Raw genomic sequence first — 19,821 nt, forward strand, 5'->3', positions numbered from 1 at the left:
AGCTAGGATAGTGTTTTTATACTGATGTCGTAGCTTTTTTCTATTAATCTTCCATCGATGATAGATCACCCGTTGGTAAATTCAATTCCCATGATTTTAAAACACGTCGCATAATTTTACCACTGCGGGTTTTAGGTAGTTTATCTTTAAATTCTATTTCCCTCGGTGCTGCATGTGCAGCTAGTCCTTCTTTTACAAATTTTTTAATATCTGCTTCCAATTCAGCAGTCGCTACGACCCCTTCTTTTAAGGAGATGAATGCTTTAATAATTTCACCACGTATTTCATCCGGTTTACCGATAACACCGGCTTCTAACACAGCGGGATGCTCCAGTAATTTACTCTCTACTTCAAAAGGACCTACTCGTTCACCAGCCGTCATAATGACATCATCGATACGTCCTTGAAACCAAAAATACCCTTCGTCATCCATATAGGCCGAATCTCCTGATACATACCATTCTCCAGCTAAAAAATAAGAGTCAAAACGTGCTTTATTATTCCATATTTCTTTCATCATCGCTGGCCAACCACTTTTAATTGCGAGATTCCCCATCGTATACGGCGGAACTTCTACTCCTCGGTCATCAACAATTGTCGCCACAATTCCTGGAATGGCTTTCCCCATAGAGCCTGGTTTGATTGCCAGCGCTGGATAATTACAAATCATTTGCGCGCCCGTTTCCGTCATCCACCATGTATCGTGAATGCGATGATGTAAGATGTCATTCCCCCATTTTACCACTTCTGGATTCAATGGTTCGCCTACTGACAATACGTGACGTAGAGCGCCTAAATCATAATTAGCTACTAGATGATTCCCCGCTCCCATCAGCATGCGAAAAGCTGTCGGCGCACTATACCACACGCTGATTTTATACTTTTCTAATGTTCCATACCAATTTTGCGGAGAAAAGCGGCCGCCCATAATGACAACGCTCACACCATGTAACAACGGTGCAAAAACACCATAGGCCGTTCCTGTCACCCAACCTGGGTCAGCTGTGCACCAATAGACGTCATCCTCACGTAAATCCAATACCCATTTAGCAGTTTGATATTGCTGAATCATCGCATTTTGCACATGTAATACCCCTTTAGGTTTACCAGTTGAACCAGATGTATAATGCAGGACTAAACCATCTTCTAATCCCAACCACTCTATATCAAAGTCGTCTGAAGCGCTTGCCAATTGTTTATTGAAATCAATTATTCGATCAGTGGCATCAATTTGTTGTCCTACAACAAATACTTTTTTCACTAGTGGTAAACGATGTAATGGAATACGGTCGAGCAACTCCGGTGTTGTGACAATAGCAGTAGCTCCACTATCATGAAGACGATCAAAGACAGCCACTTCCATAAAGGCTTCAAATAACGGTCCAACAATAATTCCTTTTTTTAAAGCCCCAAATAATGAGAAGTAAAGTTCAGGTGTTCTTGGCATAAAAATGAATAACCGATCGCCTTTCTTCAAATCTGAATGTGTTGTAAAAACATTTGCTGCTCGATTCGTCCATTTTTTCATCTCTAAAAAACTATACGATTCTTGTCTCGTTGGATCTTCATAAAATAATGCCGTTTTAAATGCTTTATCAGATTCTGCATGCCGATCTATAGCCTCATACGCCATATTCACCCGCCCATTGTGATACCAGCTAAATTCTTTTTCGACACGATCCCATTTGAAATCTAGTTTTTCCTTATTATAATCAGTTAAATTATAATGCCCACTAACTGCTGGCAATGATGCAATCTTCATTAAACTACCTCCTTCTTTATTTCTTACAAACTATTATATAACAGTTTACACTGTACTATAACTTTAAAGTTTAAATTTAACGAAATATTCTAATGATTAGTGAAATATTGTATTCACCTAGCATTTTTAGTATTTTTCAACAAGACAACTCGTGACTTATATTATTCACAACTACTACTATTTAAACGAAAATCACTCATTCAAGTTATTTATTTGCTACTCTCTGTTGTATAATAAAGAAGATAGTTTGTAGAAGGAGTGGAGAAAATAATGGAGCATATCCGTACATTCTATTCGAATACGGTGCATACTCCTCGAGGAGAGGTTATCGTTGAAGGTCCTATATTATCTTCGGAGCTTGAAACAATGACATTTCACGAAGACTTATGCTCATTTCGTGTTGCTCCTCAGCAATACGAGGCAATTTTAGGCATTTCTAAATTGCCTGAGGGTCGGATTATCGTTTGTAGACAAGATCGCTTAATCGTCGGTTATACGACATTTGTCTACCCAGATCCTTTAGAACGCTGGTCAGAGGGGAAAATGGACAATTTGATTGAATTAGGGGCTATAGAGGTCATTAATGATTTCCGTGGTGCTGGTTTAGGGAAAGAGATGCTGCGACTGTCGATGTTGGATGATGCGATGGAAGACTATATTGTCATCACAACAGAATACTACTGGCATTGGGATTTAAAACGCACAGGTCTATCTGTTTGGGATTACCGAAAAGTGATGGAAAAAATGATGAATGCAGGCGGTTTAGAATATTATGCTACCGACGATCCAGAAATTTGCTCCCACCCCGCTAACTGCTTGATGGCTCGTATTGGTAAACGTGTAGACCAGGAAAGTATTGAACGCTTTGATCGCTTACGTTTTATGAACCGCCTCATGTATTGAATTTCAAGGAGGGCTAAATATGATAGTCGAAAAAATTATGACGACCGCTGTGCAAACCTTGACACCAAGCCACACATTGCTTGATGCAAATCGTATAATGCGCCAGCATAAGATACGTCACTTACCGATTATAAATGACAACGGTGAAGTGGTCGGACTCATCGCTCAACGTGATATTAAAAATGCTATTTCTCGGCTATTTGTAAAAGATGCTGAAGATGTGCTTTTGCAAACGCCGTTACAAGATATAATGATTAAAAATCCATTGATTGGGCATCCACTTGATTTTATTGAAGAAGTTGCGCTTCTATTTTATGAACATCGCATTGGTTGCCTACCAATTGTGAGCCACAATAAACTTGTTGGTATTATTACTGATACCGATTTACTCTACAATTATATCGAATTGACTGGTGCGACACAGCCCAGCTCTCGCATCGATATCCGCATTAAAGATCAAGCAGGTGAACTGCATAATATTACGAAAATTATTTCTAATTTCAACGCAAATATTTTAAGTTTGCTTATTTATAAAGATGATGATCCACAATTCCAGATTATATCAATTCGCTTAAAGAGTATGAACCCCATTCCAATTATTGCAGGATTACGCCAGGAAGGATTTGATGTATTATGGCCAAATATGCCGGGTATGAATCTATAAATCAAGCTGCAGTATTTGTCTATTCACCAGAACAGCTTGAATACAAATTTTCTGAAACACATCCATTCAATCAAAAAAGATTGGAACTGACGATCGACTTATTGATGCAAAGTAAGGCACTTCAACCCGTAGACATTGTTCAACCTCGTGTTGCATCAGATGAGGAATTATTACTAGGACATGATGCAGCCTACATAGATATTGTAAAACGTGCAGGTCATGGCTATTTACGCGATGGAGAAGGCGAACTTTTTGGTATTGGTACAGAGGATACACCTATTTTCACGAATATGCATGAAGCAAGCGCCACGTTTGTTGGGGGTACGCTAACCGCTTGCGACTATGTAATGCAAGGTAAGGCACAACATGCACTGAATTTAGGTGGTGGACTTCATCATGGTTTCAAGGGGAAAGCATCTGGTTTTTGTATATATAATGACAGCACAGTAGCCATTAAATACATGCAGAAAAAATATGGTGCACGCGTACTTTATATCGATACAGATGCCCATCATGGGGATGGTGTACAGTGGAGTTTTTACGATGATCCAGATGTCTGTACATTATCTATCCATGAAACAGGTCGCTATCTATTTCCTGGCACGGGTGCCGTAACAGAACGTGGCAACGGACAAGGTTATGGAACCTCTTTTAATATTCCACTAGATGCTTTTACCGAAGACGATTCTTTTTTAGAAGTATATGAACAATCGATCCGTGAGATTGCTGCTCATTTTAAACCGGATGTTATTTTGACGCAAAACGGAGCGGATGCTCATTACTTAGACCCTTTAACCCATCTCTATGGTACGATGAATCTATACAATGAAATACCTCGTATTGCACATGATATTGCACATGAATTTTGTGAAGGGCGTTGGGTAGCAGTTGGTGGTGGTGGCTACGATATATGGCGTGTTGTACCAAGGGCGTGGGCACTGATTTGGTTGGCAATGACAGACCAAGAAAGCCCAAGTGGTCCTCTGCCTCAAAATTGGCTGGAGAAATGGCAACCCGAAGCGCCTGTTAAATTAATTGAGACATGGGAGGATCCTTCTCCACTTTACGAAGCAATCCCACGCAAAGAAGAAATAACTGAAAAAAATCATCAAGTGCTAGAAAAAGCACTCTATATGATTCGACAAAATTGTCAAGAGTAAAACGCATTAACTATACGTTATAGTTAATTAACTGAATAGTTTGATTAAGATGGAGAAATGGCGAGAACTCCTGCCGAAAAACAAGTAGGAAAGCTTTCGCTATTTCTACCTATCTAAAATAGGAGTTGTTTCGATACCCCAATATATAAGAGAATCTAAAAAATGAGCCCGCCGACTATCGGTAATTGATAGTCGGCGAGCTCGTTTTGCTTCGTTATTTTGTAGACTTTCTTTCTTCCATACGATGAGGAAGTACAACTTGTAAGTGATCAATTTTTTCTTTACTCATAATTTTAGTTAGCAGACGCATCGCTACTGCTCCGATATCATAAAGAGGTAGGACCATACTCGATAATTGTGGACGCACCATACGAGCTAGTTTTGAATTTTCAAAACTAATTACTTCGATATCCTCTGGTACAGACTTACCAACATCTTGAGCTGCGTGGATAATACCAATTGCCAATTCATCAGATCCTGTGAAATAGGCTGTTGGTGGATTTTCTAATTGATTGACATGATCAAAATCTTCTATACCACTGTCATATGAATCTTCAGCAGATAATACAAGATTCTCATCAAATTCAATATGTGCTTCTTCTAATGCATTTTTATAACCAACAAACTTATGATCGCGGTTGATGATTGATGTGAATGGACCTGAGACAAAGGCTATGCGTTTATGTCCATTGTCAATTAGCTTTTTAACCGCTTCGTACGCAGCTTGTGTATAGTCAATATTTACAGAGGGCATCGTATTCGAATGATCAACGGAGCCCGCTAATACGATTGGCGCTGGCGCGTGATTCATTTTCTCTAAGATTTTCTCTGATACATTTTCACTCATAATAACAATGCCATCCACTTGCTTACCATACATTGTATCCAATAATTCAATTTCTTTCTCTTCGTTTTGATCCGAGTTCGATAAAATAATATTGTAGCGATACATTGTAGCAATATCCTCGATACCACGTGCCAATTCCGCATAGAAAACATTTGAAATATCGGGAATAATCACCCCAACTGTTGTTGTTTTCTTACTTGCTAAACCACGTGCTACGGCATTCGGTCGATAATGTAGACGATCGATTACTTCCAATACTTTTTTTCTTGTTGTGGGCTTCACGTTCGGATTGCCATTTACTACTCGTGATACAGTTGCCATCGAAACATTTGCTTCGCGTGCAACATCATAAATTGTTACGGTCACTTAATGACCCTCCTTTTTTTCTTCTCTTCTAATCATAAGCTATAATGTAAGCGATTTTCAATGATTAGAGCAGAAAAAAATGACGATTCAATGTAGATTGAACCGCCACTGCCAAAAATTTGTTTAATTATGCATTAATTTCGTAATTTTTCATAAATTTTTGGATTGTTTCGTAGAAAGCATCAAACGTTGGGAAATCCATTTGTTGTTGGGCATCAGACAATGCTACCGCTGGATCGGGGTGCACTTCAGCCATTACACCATCCGCACCGATTGCGATTGCCGCTTTAGCACAAGGTAATAATAAGTCACGGCGACCAGTTGAATGTGTCACATCAACAAAGACTGGTAAATGTGTCTCTTGTTTTAAGATAGGAACAGCCGATATATCTAATGTGTTACGCGTCGCTTTTTCATATGTGCGAATACCGCGTTCACATAAAATAATTTGGTCGTTCCCTTTCGAGATAATGTATTCAGCCGCATGGATGAATTCATCAATTGTCGCTGCAAGGCCACGTTTTAATAATACCGGTTTATTCGTTTGACCAGCCGCTTTTAATAATTCAAAATTTTGCATATTACGTGCACCAATTTGAATCACATCAATATAATCCAATGCTTCTTCTAAATGAGCTGGTGTTGTAATCTCTGAAATAATTCCGAGGCCATGCTTTTGCCCGACCTCTTTTAAAATTTTCAGTCCTTCTAAGCCAAGCCCTTGGAAATCATATGGTGATGTACGCGGTTTATAGGCGCCACCTCTCATTAATTTCAAGCCTTTTTTAGCAATTTCTGCACCAACTGCTTCCGTTTGTTCAAAAGATTCAACTGCGCAAGGACCAAAGATGAATGATGGTGTGCCATTACCGATTGGTACGCCATTAACATTCACAATCGTATCTTCTGGTTTACGTTTACGCGATACGAGCAATTCTTTTTTCGTATTTGATTGTTGTTGCACTAATGCTTGTTTGAAAATTTCTTTAAAAATATGATTAACAGTCCCTTGTGGAAGTGGACCTTGGTTATTCTCTGTAATAAGATCTAACATATGGCGTTCTCGTAATGGGTCAAATCGGTTAACACCTTGTTTTTCTTTTACTTTACCAATTTCCTCTACTAACTCAGCACGTTTGTTGATCAAACGTAAAATTTCAAGATTTAATTCATCTACTTGGTCGCGAAGACCTTCTAAATTTTGATGATTCATAACCGTTCTCCTCTCATTAATGCATCTCATACTTTCGACTCTCTGAAATATATGATACATTTTTAGTAAGTGAACTACCTTCCATCTAGGTCATATCAGACCAGATTAGTGACGGCTTCTCCATAAATAAGCAAGCAAACACCCTGTTCATAAGGCTTTTTCATTCTTAACGCAATTTGTGACGTACGTGACAACAACTATTTTAAATAGGCGTTAAACGTATTATAAGCATAACAAAGTGAAAAGTCACGAACTTTCTCTTTAACGCTTCAACGCAACGAAGTATTGAGAGGATTTTTATCCAAATTTAAACTGGAGGCTGTACAAAATGACCGAAAAATTATTCGCATTAGACATAGGTACACGTTCTGTAGTCGGTATTATTCTTGAACGACATGAAGACCACTACCATGTCGTGGATCTTATCTCCAAAGAACATAGCGAGCGTGCCATGGTGGATGGACAAATCCATAATGTCGTGTACGTCGCAAACGTCATTTCTTTTATAAAAACGCAGTTGGAAGAAAAACATGGACCATTACATAAGGTTTCAATCGCTGCCGCAGGTCGCTCACTAAAAACAGAACAGGCCGCAACGTCGATTAATATTAAAAATCGTCGCGCATTAACAGAAACAGATATCGACCGTTTAGAATTATCCGCCGTACAAGAAGCACAAGCAAATCTCTTACAACATCAAAAAGACCTCGCAGGTAATCATTATTACTGTGTTGGTTACTCCGTACTTTACTATCGCTTAGATGGAGAAGAAATTGGCAGCCTTATTGACCAACAGGGTACAGAAGCATCCATTGAAGTTATTGCGACATTTTTACCACGTGTTGTCGTAGAATCACTTATTGCCGCTTTAAAGCGTGCTGACCTTGAGATGGATGGCTTAACTTTAGAGCCAATTGCCGCAATCAATGCACTCATTCCAACGACGATGCGTAGACTAAATATCGCTTTAGTCGATATTGGCGCTGGTACTTCGGATATTGCTATAACGGATAAAAGTACGGTCATTGCTTACGGGATGGTCCCGATTGCTGGCGACGAAATAACTGAAGCATTAAGCGATCATTATTTACTCGATTTCCCAGTTGCAGAAACGATTAAAAAGCAGTTGACGGAAAAAACAAGCGTAACCATTTCAGATATTCTCGGTTTCGATGAAGAAATTGAGTCATTAGAGGTTATTAACATTATAAAGCCGGCTATTTTAAATTTAGCAACAAAAATAGCCGATGAAATCCGTATACTTAACTCTAATCAGCCACCTAAGGCTGTTATTCTAATTGGTGGCGGTAGTTTGACTCCAACTATTACAAAGGAGTTAAGTCGCGCTCTAGACCTCACAGAGCAGCGTGTAGCGGTTCGTACAATTGATGCTATTCAAGGTTTAACACGTGAAGCACATGTACCTGCCTCACCTGAACTTGTGACACCAATCGGCATTGCAATTGCTGCACAAAATACACCGATTAAATACATGTCTGTTACTGTCAATGAGCAGACAATTCGTTTATTTGAATTAAAGGAAATGGCTGTCACAGATGCTTTACTCGCTGCCAATATTGTCGCTTCCAAACTATATGGCAAACCTGGATTGGCTATGAGTGTCACGCTGAATAATCGACTACTTCATATTCCTGGTGGCCACGGTAGCCCAACGACCATCCAAGTAAACGGCGTAGAAGCAACGATGAAAACATTAATTAAGAACGGTGACCACATCGAGTTAATCGAAGGTTTAGATGGCATTGGTGCCTCTGCAATGGTCAAAGATTTATTGGATGCTGCTACAGAATTGACGGTGATGGTAAACGATAGCCCCTATACACTTGCTCCTACGATCGCCATAAATGGCATACGAGCAACGCTTGATACTCAACTGAAGGATGGCGACTCGCTTACTATTCATCAGGATGATTGTGTCCGAAGTCTTCTTACCCACATCAACCAAGAGGATGTCGCACAACAATGTGAACCATTTATCGTATATGTGAATGATCAAAAACATGAGAATCCCGCATATTGCTGCCAAATCCAAGTAAATGGTGTACCAAGCTCCCTACACCAAGCTATTGCGAATGGTGACAGCGTGACATGGACGGAGCGAAAAATCGCAACGATTGCTACGATTGCTCAAGATTTACATATTCCCCTCTTCAATCGCTGTAGTCTTGATTTCCAAGGCGTTGAAGTGATTCTAGAAGCAGTTGCAGCAAGAGTTTTATGCAATAATAAAGAAATAGCATTAGATGCAACCGTGACAAATGGTGCGAAATTACAATTTATAACGCTTGATTTGACACAATGGACATATCAAGATGTTTTTAAATATACAACTTGGCAACTTCCTGAGAATTTTAAAGGGACATTTGAATTGCTCAGAAATGGTGAAAAAGCACAATTTGATACCGTTATTTTTGGCGGAGATCAATTAGCTATCCGATTAATTCCTACGACCATATAAAAAATGCGCGAGCTGTTTTTTCAAACAACTCGCGCATTTTTATCTACTATTAGCCATGATGATTTTTTGTTTCATCTGATGTTACATCGGCAACTGTTTTGTCAATTGTATCCATATAGTCTAGTGGTTCTTCCCCTTCATATGAAGCGGTACCATCATCTAATGGTGCTGTTTTATTATTTTTTAATGATTTTACTTTATCAACAACTGGTCCAGCTTGTTCTTGTACTTTTTTTGATAATTTTGCTGATTTTTCGATAGCTTGCGTTGCAAGTTCAGCACTTTTTTCTCTTAATACTTCTGCTTTACCCTTAGCTTGAGAAGTAAGATCAGAACTTTTCTCTTTGAAGTTAGCCGCTTGTACGACTACATCATTGCGAAGGTCTTTTCCTGCTTTTGGTGCTAAAAACAAGGCTGCAGCTGCGCCTACAATACCGCCTACTAATGCACCAATAACAAAATCTTTGCCGTTTAGTGACGATTGATCTGCATATAATGACTCTTGACGCGTCGGATATGTTTCTGGTAAATATTGCAATTCTCTATCATAAGTAAGTTGTTCTCGTACATCATTATAGTTTGGTTTTGATTCTGTCATTAAAATACCCCCATTAATAGAATTGTTATTTTGCTTATTTTTTAGCTTTTACTTTATTACGAATTCCGACTAATGCAGAACCCCATTGCACAACATTGGCGATTTGATCACTATTGCGCCCAACATTATTTTGAATAGATGATGTTACGGATTGTACGCTGCTATTCAAACCACTCACAGAATCACCAAAGCCTTTAACAGCACCTACAAGTGAATTTAATTGTTGTGATTTATGTTGAATATCTTCGGCAAGTACATTTGTTTTTTCTAAAAGGCTCGTCGTCTCAGAAGTAATACCTTTCATCTGACCTTCAATACCTTCCATTGTTTTGGCTACATTATTTAATGTCGTTTTAACTGAACCAAGCGTCATTGCAAGACTGACACAGAGAACTAATACCGCTATTGCAAAAATAAGTGCGGCAATATAAAGAATAACAATCATGTTTTTCCCTCCTACATGTGTATTACTACCAAATTCCACAATTCATGATATTTTAAACATTGTGTTATTTACTATATTCTACTATTTATCGTAAATACCTTCCAATAAAAACACTATGTCACGAGAACTTTAATTTTTTATGTCTTTTTCAGTTCTACATCACATAGCGAAGTGCGCGATTGGGTTATTGCAAATCACATCACTTTTATTTTTTGTTACTCGCTATTCAATAGCCGCTTCGCACGACAAGAATCAGACCATCTAAAATGAAAGCTATTCAAACTCTCTGCCTTGCTCCTTTTCCAGCGTATAACTTGTTGGGATCAAGCAAATATACCACTATAGTTGAAAATTCTCGGCCAATAGATAAAATCCTTTGTCAAAGTATAGTTTGCCGACTCTTTAAAAAATGGTCTACAATTCTTATCATAAGAATCGTAGACCATTTGGGTTGTCATTAAATAACTTCTTTTGTTGGTGCAATAACTTTTTCAAAAGCAGCTTGGAATTTATTAATATCTCCAGCACCCATGAATAAGAATACTGCGTCTTTATGTTGCGTTAATTTTTCAATGTCTGCCACTTGTAAGACATCGCTATTTGGAATTAAGGCTACAAGATCATGAATTGTTAATTCACCTTTATTTTCACGTGCAGAACCAAAAATATCACAAAGATAAACTTGATCTGCTTCGTTTAAACTAGAAGCAAAGTTTTCTAAAAAGGCTTTTGTACGAGAGAATGTATGCGGTTGGAAAACAGCAACTAATTCTTTTTCAGGATATTTTTGACGAGCCGACTGAATTGTCGCAGCAATTTCAGTTGGGTGATGTGCATAATCATCGATTAGAATACGATCACCAATGACTGTTTCAGTGAAACGTCTTTTCACACCGTCATATGATTTTAATTGTTCTTGAATTAATTTAGCAGGAATTCCTTCATATTCACATAGTGAAATGACAGCCAATGTATTTAATACATTATGGTCACCAAAAAGTGGAATATGGAATTGATTATAAAATTCATTACGCACAAAAACATCAAATGTAGTACCCGTTGTATCTTTTACAAGATTGCGTGCTTCGAAATCATTTTCAGAACCGAAACCATAATAAACTACTGGTACATTCGCTTGAATACGTTGTAAATTTTCATCATCACCACAAGCAATAATTGCTTTTTTAACTTGCAATGCCATCGATTGGAAAGCGCTGAATACATCATCAATATCTGTGAAGTAATCCGGGTGATCGAAATCAATATTTAGCATAACGGCATAGTCTGGGTGATACGATAAAAAATGGCGTCGGTATTCACAAGCTTCCATAACAAAGTTCTTAGCTTCTTCTGTACCGCTTCCTGTACCATCACCGATTAAATAGGATGTTGGTTCGTTGCCACTTAAAACATGTGCCATCAAGCCCGTTGTTGATGTTTTACCGTGAGCACCAGTAATGGCTACCGATGTATATTTTTCTAAATATTCGCCGAGGAATTTATGATAGCGTATAACTTCTACGCCCATTTCTTTTGCACGAACGATTTCCGGATGTTCGTCCGGGAATGCGTTTCCTGCAATAACGACCATACCCTCTTGAATATTATTTTCATCAAATGGAAGTACTTTAATGCCTCTGTCATGAAGTGGCGCTTCAGTAAAGAAATATTTTTCAATATCCGAACCTTGCACTTTTTCTCCTGAGTCAAAAAGTATTTGAGCAAGCGAGCTCATTCCTGAGCCTTTAATTCCTGTGAAATGATAAAATGTCATGTTGAAACCTCCTGGGAATGCCTTTGAAATTCATTCTTTTTTCATAAAGATCTGTGATTCCCTAATTCAAATTCAAGTTTTTTTAAAGTTCATTTAAAGTAAATTTAATCGATCTATTATGCTATAAATAAATGGTAAAATCAAAACATCTAATATTATAGCACGAAACAATTGTTTTCAAAAACTTCCATCATTTTTAATTCATTCTACCTACCATTGTTAGCTAAAATTGTTAATTTAAAAGGATAATTGTATGGTTAACTAAAAATTTCATCCGCCTTTTGGGGTGTTAAAAAAACATCCCGCGACTTTGTTCCACGCGCCTCAGATATAAAACCTTGCTTGTCCATCATCTCAACCAATCTTGCTGCTCGATTATAGCCGATGCGATATTTACGTTGCAGAGAGGAAATTGATACTGATTCTTCCTCTGCAATAAAGCGGCATGCTTCTTCAAACAGTTCATCCTGTTCTTCTTGCTGCTCAACTTTATGTACTAATTCCTCTGGTTCAAATGAATAATTTGGTTTGCCTAATGTACGGATATAGGAAGTAATATCTTCTATTTCTTCATCCGTTACAAATGTACCTTGCAAGCGAACTGCTCCAGATTGACCATTTCCAAGATACAGCATGTCGCCCTTACCTAACAAACGCTCCGCCCCTTGCGTATCAAGAATTGTGCGTGAATCAATTTGAGATGATACTGAAAATGCGATACGTGTTGGGATATTCGATTTGATTAGACCCGTGATCACATCTACTGACGGTCTTTGTGTTGCTAAAACCAAATGTATGCCGCATGCACGTGCTTTTTGAGCGATGCGGCAAATCGACTCTTCCACATCAGCAGGAGCCATCATCATTAAATCGGCTAACTCATCAATGACAATAACTAAAAATGGCATTTTTAATGAAAAGCGACGTTGTTCTTCTACAATCTCATTGTAGCGTTTTATATGCCTTACTTTCATATGATGGAATAACTGATAACGTCTTTCCATTTCTTCTACTGCCCATTTCAATGCAGCTGTTGCCGCTTTTACATCTGTAATAACGGGACTTACAAGATGTGGTAATTCATCATAGACAGCTAATTCAACCATTTTAGGATCAATTAACAAGAGTTTTACATCTTGTGGACTTGCTTTCATTAACAAACTTACTAAAATTGAATTAATACATACCGATTTTCCTGATCCCGTCGATCCGGCAATCAAACCATGTGGCATGGCACTCAAATCAAATGTTACTGGTTTTCCTGTCAAATCTAAGCCAAGTGCTACTTCAAGCGGTGATGTGGCATCTTTAAAGTCAGCTGTACCCAAAATTTCAGAGATGCGCACAGGTCTTGCTTTAGCATTTGGAATTTCAATGCCAATAGAACGTTTACCAGGAATTGGTGCTTCAATTCGAATATCTCGCGCAGCTAGAGCCAATTTTAAATTATCTGATAAATTTTTGATTTTACTAATTTTCACACCATGACCCACTCGTATTTCAAATTGTGTCACTGTCGGACCTTGCATAATATGAATGATTTCAGCTTCCACATTAAATTCACTTAACACTTCTACGAGTAATTGCCCTTGAGATTCCATCCATTCATAATCCTCTGTTTGTGCTACAGGTTCACGTAATAATGTCATCGCTTCTGCATAAGATTGCCAGTGAACTGGTTCCTCTTCAACTTCTACGATTGGAGCAAGTTCTGTTTCTACGATTTGAATAGTTACGTTGCTTTTTTCTTCAATAACGCGTTCTTCACTTGCGTTATGGTGATCGTCCATTGGCTGTTCTTCAACAAGTTCACCAAAACAAGTCGCTAGGTTTTCGGTGGGTGACACCTCATCTTGCGCAGCTTCCTCATCTATTTTTGAAACTGGTGTAATTGCTACTGGTTTATACGCTGTCATTACTTTTAATGGATTCTTTTTCCAACCAGGAAATGAAGCATGATTAGGTGCTGTTTTTTCTGTTGCAGCTACTGGATTCAATTTTTCTTTATCCGATTTCAACATCACAACATTAATAGGCGTTTTACTAATCCGTTTATCGACTACTGATACCACAGCTTCTGTTAGTCCTTCAACTTCTACTGTTCCTTCAGCTTCTGTTAATTCTTCAACTTCTACTGACGCCACAACTTCTGCTGGCTTTTCAACTTCTACTGACACCATAGCTTCTGCTGGCTTTTCAATTTCTACTGATCCTTCAGCTTCTGTTGGTTCTTCAATCTCAAATGACTCCACAACTTCTGCTGGCTTTTCAATTTCTACTGACACCATAGCTTCTGTTGGCTCTTCAATTTCTACTGACGCTACAACTTCTGCTGGCTTTTCAATTTCTACTGATCCTTCAGCTTCTGTTGGTTCTTCAATCTCTACTGTTCCTTCAGCTTCTGTTAATTCTTCAACTTCTGCTGGCTTTGCAACTTCTACTGACACCATAGCCTCTGTTGGCTCTTCAACTTCTACTGACACCATAGCTTCTGCTGCTGCGATTACTTCTATTTTCCGTACTGCCTCTGCCAGTTCAACTGAATGACCGTGATCTTGAATATGTTGTTGATGCGCTTCTTTTGTAGCTTTTAAATGTTCCTCGCGCTCTAGACGTTCCTGAACGAGTTGATCAGCAATTGTTCCCGTTCTTCGGATTCTTTCTTTTTCAACTTTTTCTTCAATTAATTGATTGAAAACGGATTGCTTCGGCGGTTTTTGAAAACCAAAGACCGGTGAGGGAACATCCGTTGGAACAAATTTTTTCTTTTGTACGACTTCTTCTTTACTCGTCGTCGAAATTTCTTGTGCTCGTCGTTTTTGTTCTTCAAAATTAGGTGCCTTATTTTTGGATTGTGGCATTATTTTTGGACTTGTAGATATATCGGATCGGTTATTTTTATTGGTTACCTGCGTACGCGGTCTAGCTACGGCTTTAGTTGCAAAAGGATTATAATTTGCACGATCTACTTTTTGAACAATCGCCCTTACACCAGGAGAAGGTTCACCAAACGGCTTATAATTATCTTTTGTTGACGTTACAGTTGTGCGCCTACTAGCGATAGGTCCCGTATAATCTCCAAGCGTTTCTTCCTCTTTTACTGATGGCTGTTCATATTGTTTGGCAACAGGTTCTTCATCATAATCATCGACAAGTGGAAATTTAAACGTTTTTTTGTTCTCTTCTTCATACTCATCTTCATAATATTGCTCATGATCAGTGTACTTTATATCATCATATTGTTCATACTCGTTATCAGTTTGATCTTCTGGATTTTTTTTATTAAATAATTGTTTGAACCAACTCATGTTTTATCACTCATTTCTAAATCATTGCCTTTATTTTATCAGTTACCTTCCCTATGGTGCAATGGCTAGCAAAGGTTTCTACAGGGAAAAGAAGCGATAATTTTATTATTTCCCTAATTGTACTAAATATAGTCCTAAATTACATAAAAAATGCCGGCTAGGTTATATAACCTAGCCGGCATTTGGTTGGACTATGCTTTAAATGCTTCACCAATAACTGCTGAATCATCTAAAACCATAATTCCTTTTACTTGTGGTGCATTTGGAATTTCTAATTCACGGGCAGAACATAACATACCAAAAGAATCTACACCACGTAATGCGGATTCTTTAATCACCATACCTGAAGGCATCACAGCGCCAATTTTAGCTACAACAACTTTTTGGCCCTGCGCTACATTTGGTGCTCCACAAACAATTTGTAGTGGCGTTTCTGTGCCAACATCAATTGTCGTAATATGTAGCTTATCAGCATTTGGGTGATCCGCTAATTCTGTTACATAACCAACAACGAATTTAGGTGAAAAATCGACATGTAAATCGACTACTGCTCCTGACTGCTCTAATGCTTTTTCAAGCTGTTCAACGAAGTCCTTTGTAATCTCAACATTACCAACAATACCATCAAGATTAATATAGTTACTCGCATTAAAAAGGTTGATTCCTTTAATTTCTGAAGTAGATAATTCTTTCAATAATACGACATCGCCATGTCTTTCTAAATCTGTTTGTACAATTTTTTCTGATGATAATTCGATTAATAGAACATCGCCTACTACATGTTCTTTGTTATAAGATACGATCATTTGTTATTGTTGCTCCTTTTTCGCTTTGTTTTTAGCCATGATGAAAATCGGCTCAAGTTTGTTGTCTTCATAAATAAACGATAGTGACGTTACAGGGACAGCGCCGACTGTAAAGAAATGCATCGTCATTTGTGCAAGTATATCATAGCCTTCTTTATTTCTAATATCTCCGATAATTAAAACATCTTGATGTGGAACAGAAACTGTCATCTCACCTTGCACTTTATCTGCCATTTCTTTTAAAAATGACTCATTTAATATACGACTAGCATCGTAACCATCATTTTCATTAAGAAAATAAAAAATATTGCCAGCCACTTCATCCTTTTTAACATTTGTCGGTAAAGAACGCACTTGGAATCGAGCTGCCTCTTTTACTTGCTGTTTCGTTAGATTAAGTGGTGCAAGCATCGACTCGTCTATTAAACGGTATGTTCTGCCAAGATCAAGCGCATAATAAATAGCTGTTTCAGCCGTATGTTGATCAATTAAAAATTTATGACCATCCTGCGATTTTTTAGCGAAAGAGCCAGAACGAATGGCCGGGTAAATTTTTACACCACCACTAAACCCTTCCGTCTGTTCCTTACGCATTGCTTCGAATGTCTCGCGAATAATATAAACAACTTCATCAATTGCTTGTTCTTTGCGCTCATCATACTTTGATAAAACGTCACCAAGCAATAAGTCCATTCCTTTATTTAGCTCGCGGTGTTCAATTCTTAATTTATTGGTTTTTGGATCCAATTTGAATTCATACAGTTCTTCATTCAACTTTTCTTTGAGAACTGTAATTAGTTCCTGTGCTTTCATACGATCACCTCTTTACTATTGTGCTTCAATAAACGCTTCAATTTCAGCTTGGGTTTTGCGCTCTTTTGAAACGAAACGCCCCGTTTCTAAACCGTCCTTAAACGCTACAAAACTAGGAATACCAAAGACATCTAAAGCGATACATAAATCGATGCATTTATCTCGATCTACTAAGATAAATGTGAATTCTGGATATTTTGCTTCGATCGCTGGCATAAATGGTTCAATAAAGCGGCAATCTGGACACCAGTCTGCGGAAAAAACGAAGATGGTTTTATCTTTATTTTTTAAAATATTAAATTGCTCTGTTGATTGTAATTCATTCATCAAATAAAACCTCCTCTATTGTCTATATATCCTATCCATTTTAGCCTGTCTATAACTTTCAAGCAACTCTACTGCTTCAAGTTGTAACGATACTGCCCTAGAAGCATTAAAACTGTATGTTCGAACATTTCACTACGATCAATAAGGCCATCTGTAAAAATGCCGATTGCCCCTGCATGTTGTCGAACATCCTCTTGTTGTGCATAGGCATCCATAATCGGTCCAAGCTCAACGCCCATCAGTAATTGTTGTGTAATATCAAGCGGTAACGGTATTTGAGCTCCAGCAGCTGTAAATACCTGATCCTTCGTGGCAAGTGCTGCCCAATTACATAAATATAATTGCTTACCTTGCCATTTCACACCACCTTCCAAACCAATACCGATTGTCGCATTTCCTTTTTTTAAAGCAGCCTGAGCACGATTAATTGCCCCTAAACATGTTTCCTCATCAGAAAAGGGCTGCGCGCTTACAAGTGATGCTACATCATATGTGACAAAATCTATAGTTTCTTGAAGTTCCGCCCTATTGCATGCTACTTTGACTGCTTGAATCTTTGCTTTATTTTTTGTACCAATTGCTACAAGCATCTATTCATTCCTCCTCCAAAAAAAGAAGCAAGGTCGAAGTACTCAACCTTGCCTTCTTATATAAAAATCCATTTATTAACCGTTATTTTTAATGGTTTCTACTGTCGTACGATCGGCATTTCTCACCAGTTTGACGATTAATTCTTTTGCAGCATCAATATCATCTGTATGAATAATTGAAGCATGTGTGTGGATATAACGTGAACAAATACCAATGACCGAAGAGGGTACACCATCATTTGAAATATGCACATTCCCTGCATCCGTACCACCTGGAGATACAAAGTACTGATAAGGAATATTATTCGATTCAGCTGTATCTAAAATATATTCGCGCATACCTTTATGCGTGACCATTGTACGGTCAAAAATACGTAGTAACGCACCACCACCTAATTGACCGAATTGATTTTTGTCGCCGGTTATATCATTGGCAGGACTAGCATCAAGCGCAAAGAATAGATCTGGTTTAATCATATTAGCTGAAACTTTTGCTCCACGCAAACCAACTTCCTCCATCACATTGGCTCCAGAATATAATGTATTCGGTAATTTTTCATCTTTTAATTCTTTTAATAACTCGATTGCTAATCCGCAGCCATAACGGTTATCCCAAGCTTTTGCCATAATTTTCTTTGGATTTGCCATACGCACAAATTCACTAGCTGGAATAATCGATTGACCCGGCTTAATTCCCATAGATAAAACGTCATCACGATCATCTGCACCGACATCAATTAACATACTTTTAATTTCAGTTGGTTTTTTAGCCATTTCCGGCGTTAATAAATGCGGTGGTACAGACGAGATGACACCTGGTACAATGCCGTGATCGCCATAAACATTTACGCGTTGCGCTAACATCACCTGATTTGACCATCCACCTAGTGTTTGGAAGCGAATCAACCCATTTTCCGTAATTTGCGTGACCATGAATGCTACTTCATCCATATGACCTGCTACGAGAATACGTGGTCCTTGATCATCCCCTTTTTTCACACCAAAAATACCACCTAAATTATCTTGCACAATTTCGTCAGCATATTTTGACAATTCTTGACGCATAAAATCACGAACAGCCTTCTCATTACCAGGTGCACCTGGTAGTTCTGTCAAAGTTTTAAACATATCTAAAGTATCTTGTTGCATAATTATTAGCCCCCTTTTCAATCTTTCATTCCATTTTAGACTCAAAACGGACAAAAAACCACTATAAATTTCGTGAAGCGTAATATATTTATCAACATACTATTTCCAAAAACGCTAAGTCATATGGTACAATTATGACGAAATAAGAAAATGAGGGGGTATTCACTTTATGAAAACGAGTGACTTTTTAATTGGCGTAGTTGCTGGATTAGCTGCTGCTTATGTATTGAAAGAAACAACGAATCGTGTGAGTCCAAATCGCAATCCTAACTCCATTCTAGATGAAATAAAAGATGAATTTAAAAAACAAGGACCAATCGATGGTTCATGGATTTATATGACTCCAGAAACTTTCTACAAAGAAAATATTGCAATCCCGGTTTTTAAAGGTGGTATTTCACGACTTGAAGATGGCGAAAACGTCAACTTTGAATTTGCTGCTGACACGAAGAGCGGGGCAATTGTTGACTTAGTACGCGTTTCTTAATGGTCATAAGTTTAACCAATCCTTGGAGATTTGGTTAAACTTTTTTTTATGGAAGAAATAGTAGAGAACCATAAAAAATACACCTCCAAAGAATAATAGGGAGCTATCCCCGCATTCTTTGCAGATGCTT

General features: G+C 38.1%; 17 protein-coding genes. 5 read left to right on the forward strand and 12 right to left on the reverse strand.

All coding sequences use genetic code 11. The features are described from left to right. Nucleotides 1-43 precede the first annotated feature (43 nt). Nucleotides 44-1,762: an acetate--CoA ligase gene (acsA, locus tag DEX24_RS04735; RefSeq protein WP_109305258.1), complete on the reverse strand. Its 1,719-nt coding sequence runs from the start codon at nucleotides 1,760-1,762 to the stop codon at nucleotides 44-46. Between the two features lie 270 nt (nucleotides 1,763-2,032). On the opposite strand from acsA, the gene DEX24_RS04740 reads away from it, so the two are divergent. From DEX24_RS04740 to DEX24_RS04750, 3 genes are read left to right on the forward strand one after another with little or no spacing between them, the layout of a single operon-like run. Continuing rightward, entirely contained in the window at nucleotides 2,033-2,665 is a 633-nt protein-coding gene (locus tag DEX24_RS04740) for an N-acetyltransferase (protein ID WP_109305259.1), read from the forward strand. A 19-nt stretch (nucleotides 2,666-2,684) separates the two neighbouring features. Further along, entirely contained in the window at nucleotides 2,685-3,329 is a 645-nt protein-coding gene (locus DEX24_RS04745) for a CBS and ACT domain-containing protein (RefSeq protein WP_109305260.1), read from the forward strand. Further along, complete coding sequence (locus DEX24_RS04750) at nucleotides 3,299-4,489, forward strand: acetoin utilization protein AcuC (RefSeq protein ID WP_109305261.1); 1,191 nt, start codon at nucleotides 3,299-3,301, stop codon at nucleotides 4,487-4,489. Before DEX24_RS04745 ends, DEX24_RS04750 begins: the two co-directional genes overlap by 31 nt. 214 nt (nucleotides 4,490-4,703) lie before the next feature. On the opposite strand, the gene ccpA is transcribed toward DEX24_RS04750, so the two are convergent. Continuing rightward, nucleotides 4,704-5,702 carry a catabolite control protein A gene (gene ccpA / locus DEX24_RS04755; RefSeq protein ID WP_109305262.1) on the reverse strand — a complete coding sequence of 333 codons (999 nt, stop codon included), beginning with the start codon at nucleotides 5,700-5,702 and terminating at the stop codon, nucleotides 4,704-4,706. Nucleotides 5,703-5,829: 127 nt separating this feature from the next. Continuing rightward, nucleotides 5,830-6,915: a bifunctional 3-deoxy-7-phosphoheptulonate synthase/chorismate mutase gene (locus DEX24_RS04760; RefSeq protein ID WP_109305263.1), complete on the reverse strand. Its 1,086-nt coding sequence runs from the start codon at nucleotides 6,913-6,915 to the stop codon at nucleotides 5,830-5,832. Between the two features lie 328 nt (nucleotides 6,916-7,243). On the opposite strand from DEX24_RS04760, the gene DEX24_RS04765 reads away from it, so the two are divergent. After that, on the forward strand, nucleotides 7,244-9,394 hold the full coding sequence (locus DEX24_RS04765) for a cell division FtsA domain-containing protein (RefSeq protein ID WP_109305264.1): 2,151 nt from the start codon (nucleotides 7,244-7,246) through the stop codon (nucleotides 9,392-9,394). Nucleotides 9,395-9,443: 49 nt separating this feature from the next. Here the strand turns inward: DEX24_RS04765 and DEX24_RS04770 are convergent, their stop codons facing one another. The 9 genes from DEX24_RS04770 to DEX24_RS04810 all read right to left on the reverse strand — a co-directional run bounded on the left by DEX24_RS04770 (nucleotide 9,444) and on the right by DEX24_RS04810 (nucleotide 19,204). Next, the gene (locus DEX24_RS04770) at nucleotides 9,444-9,992 is read right to left on the reverse strand and encodes a YtxH domain-containing protein (protein WP_109305265.1); all 549 of its coding nucleotides are present in this window, start codon (nucleotides 9,990-9,992) and stop codon (nucleotides 9,444-9,446) included. Between the two features lie 34 nt (nucleotides 9,993-10,026). After that, the gene (locus DEX24_RS04775) at nucleotides 10,027-10,437 is read right to left on the reverse strand and encodes a DUF948 domain-containing protein (protein WP_109305266.1); all 411 of its coding nucleotides are present in this window, start codon (nucleotides 10,435-10,437) and stop codon (nucleotides 10,027-10,029) included. A 457-nt stretch (nucleotides 10,438-10,894) separates the two neighbouring features. Then, on the reverse strand, nucleotides 10,895-12,211 hold the full coding sequence (gene murC, locus DEX24_RS04780; RefSeq protein ID WP_109305267.1) for a UDP-N-acetylmuramate--L-alanine ligase: 1,317 nt from the start codon (nucleotides 12,209-12,211) through the stop codon (nucleotides 10,895-10,897). 257 nt (nucleotides 12,212-12,468) lie between these two features. Further along, nucleotides 12,469-15,519: a DNA translocase FtsK gene (locus DEX24_RS04785; RefSeq protein WP_249033882.1), complete on the reverse strand. Its 3,051-nt coding sequence runs from the start codon at nucleotides 15,517-15,519 to the stop codon at nucleotides 12,469-12,471. Between the two features lie 191 nt (nucleotides 15,520-15,710). Beyond that, a complete protein-coding gene (ytpR, locus tag DEX24_RS04790; RefSeq protein WP_109305268.1) occupies nucleotides 15,711-16,325 on the reverse strand; it encodes a YtpR family tRNA-binding protein in 615 nt (204 codons plus the stop codon). Between the two features lie 3 nt (nucleotides 16,326-16,328). Further along, on the reverse strand, nucleotides 16,329-17,138 hold the full coding sequence (locus tag DEX24_RS04795) for a DUF1444 family protein (protein ID WP_109305269.1): 810 nt from the start codon (nucleotides 17,136-17,138) through the stop codon (nucleotides 16,329-16,331). Nucleotides 17,139-17,153: 15 nt separating this feature from the next. Then, a complete protein-coding gene (locus DEX24_RS04800; RefSeq protein ID WP_109305270.1) occupies nucleotides 17,154-17,465 on the reverse strand; it encodes a thioredoxin family protein in 312 nt (103 codons plus the stop codon). 68 nt (nucleotides 17,466-17,533) lie between these two features. Beyond that, complete coding sequence (locus DEX24_RS04805; protein WP_109305271.1) at nucleotides 17,534-18,055, reverse strand: DUF84 family protein; 522 nt, start codon at nucleotides 18,053-18,055, stop codon at nucleotides 17,534-17,536. A 75-nt stretch (nucleotides 18,056-18,130) separates the two neighbouring features. Further along, the gene (locus DEX24_RS04810) at nucleotides 18,131-19,204 is read right to left on the reverse strand and encodes a M42 family metallopeptidase (protein WP_109305272.1); all 1,074 of its coding nucleotides are present in this window, start codon (nucleotides 19,202-19,204) and stop codon (nucleotides 18,131-18,133) included. A gap of 169 nt (nucleotides 19,205-19,373) precedes the next feature. Between DEX24_RS04810 and DEX24_RS04815 the strand changes: the two genes are divergently transcribed. After that, on the forward strand, nucleotides 19,374-19,691 hold the full coding sequence (locus DEX24_RS04815; protein ID WP_109305273.1) for a hypothetical protein: 318 nt from the start codon (nucleotides 19,374-19,376) through the stop codon (nucleotides 19,689-19,691). The last annotated feature ends 130 nt before the right edge of the window (nucleotides 19,692-19,821 follow it).

Origin of the sequence: Kurthia sibirica, assembly GCF_003143975.1 — a bacterium.
Taxonomy (GTDB): Bacteria; Bacillota; Bacilli; order Bacillales_A; family Planococcaceae; genus Kurthia; species Kurthia sibirica.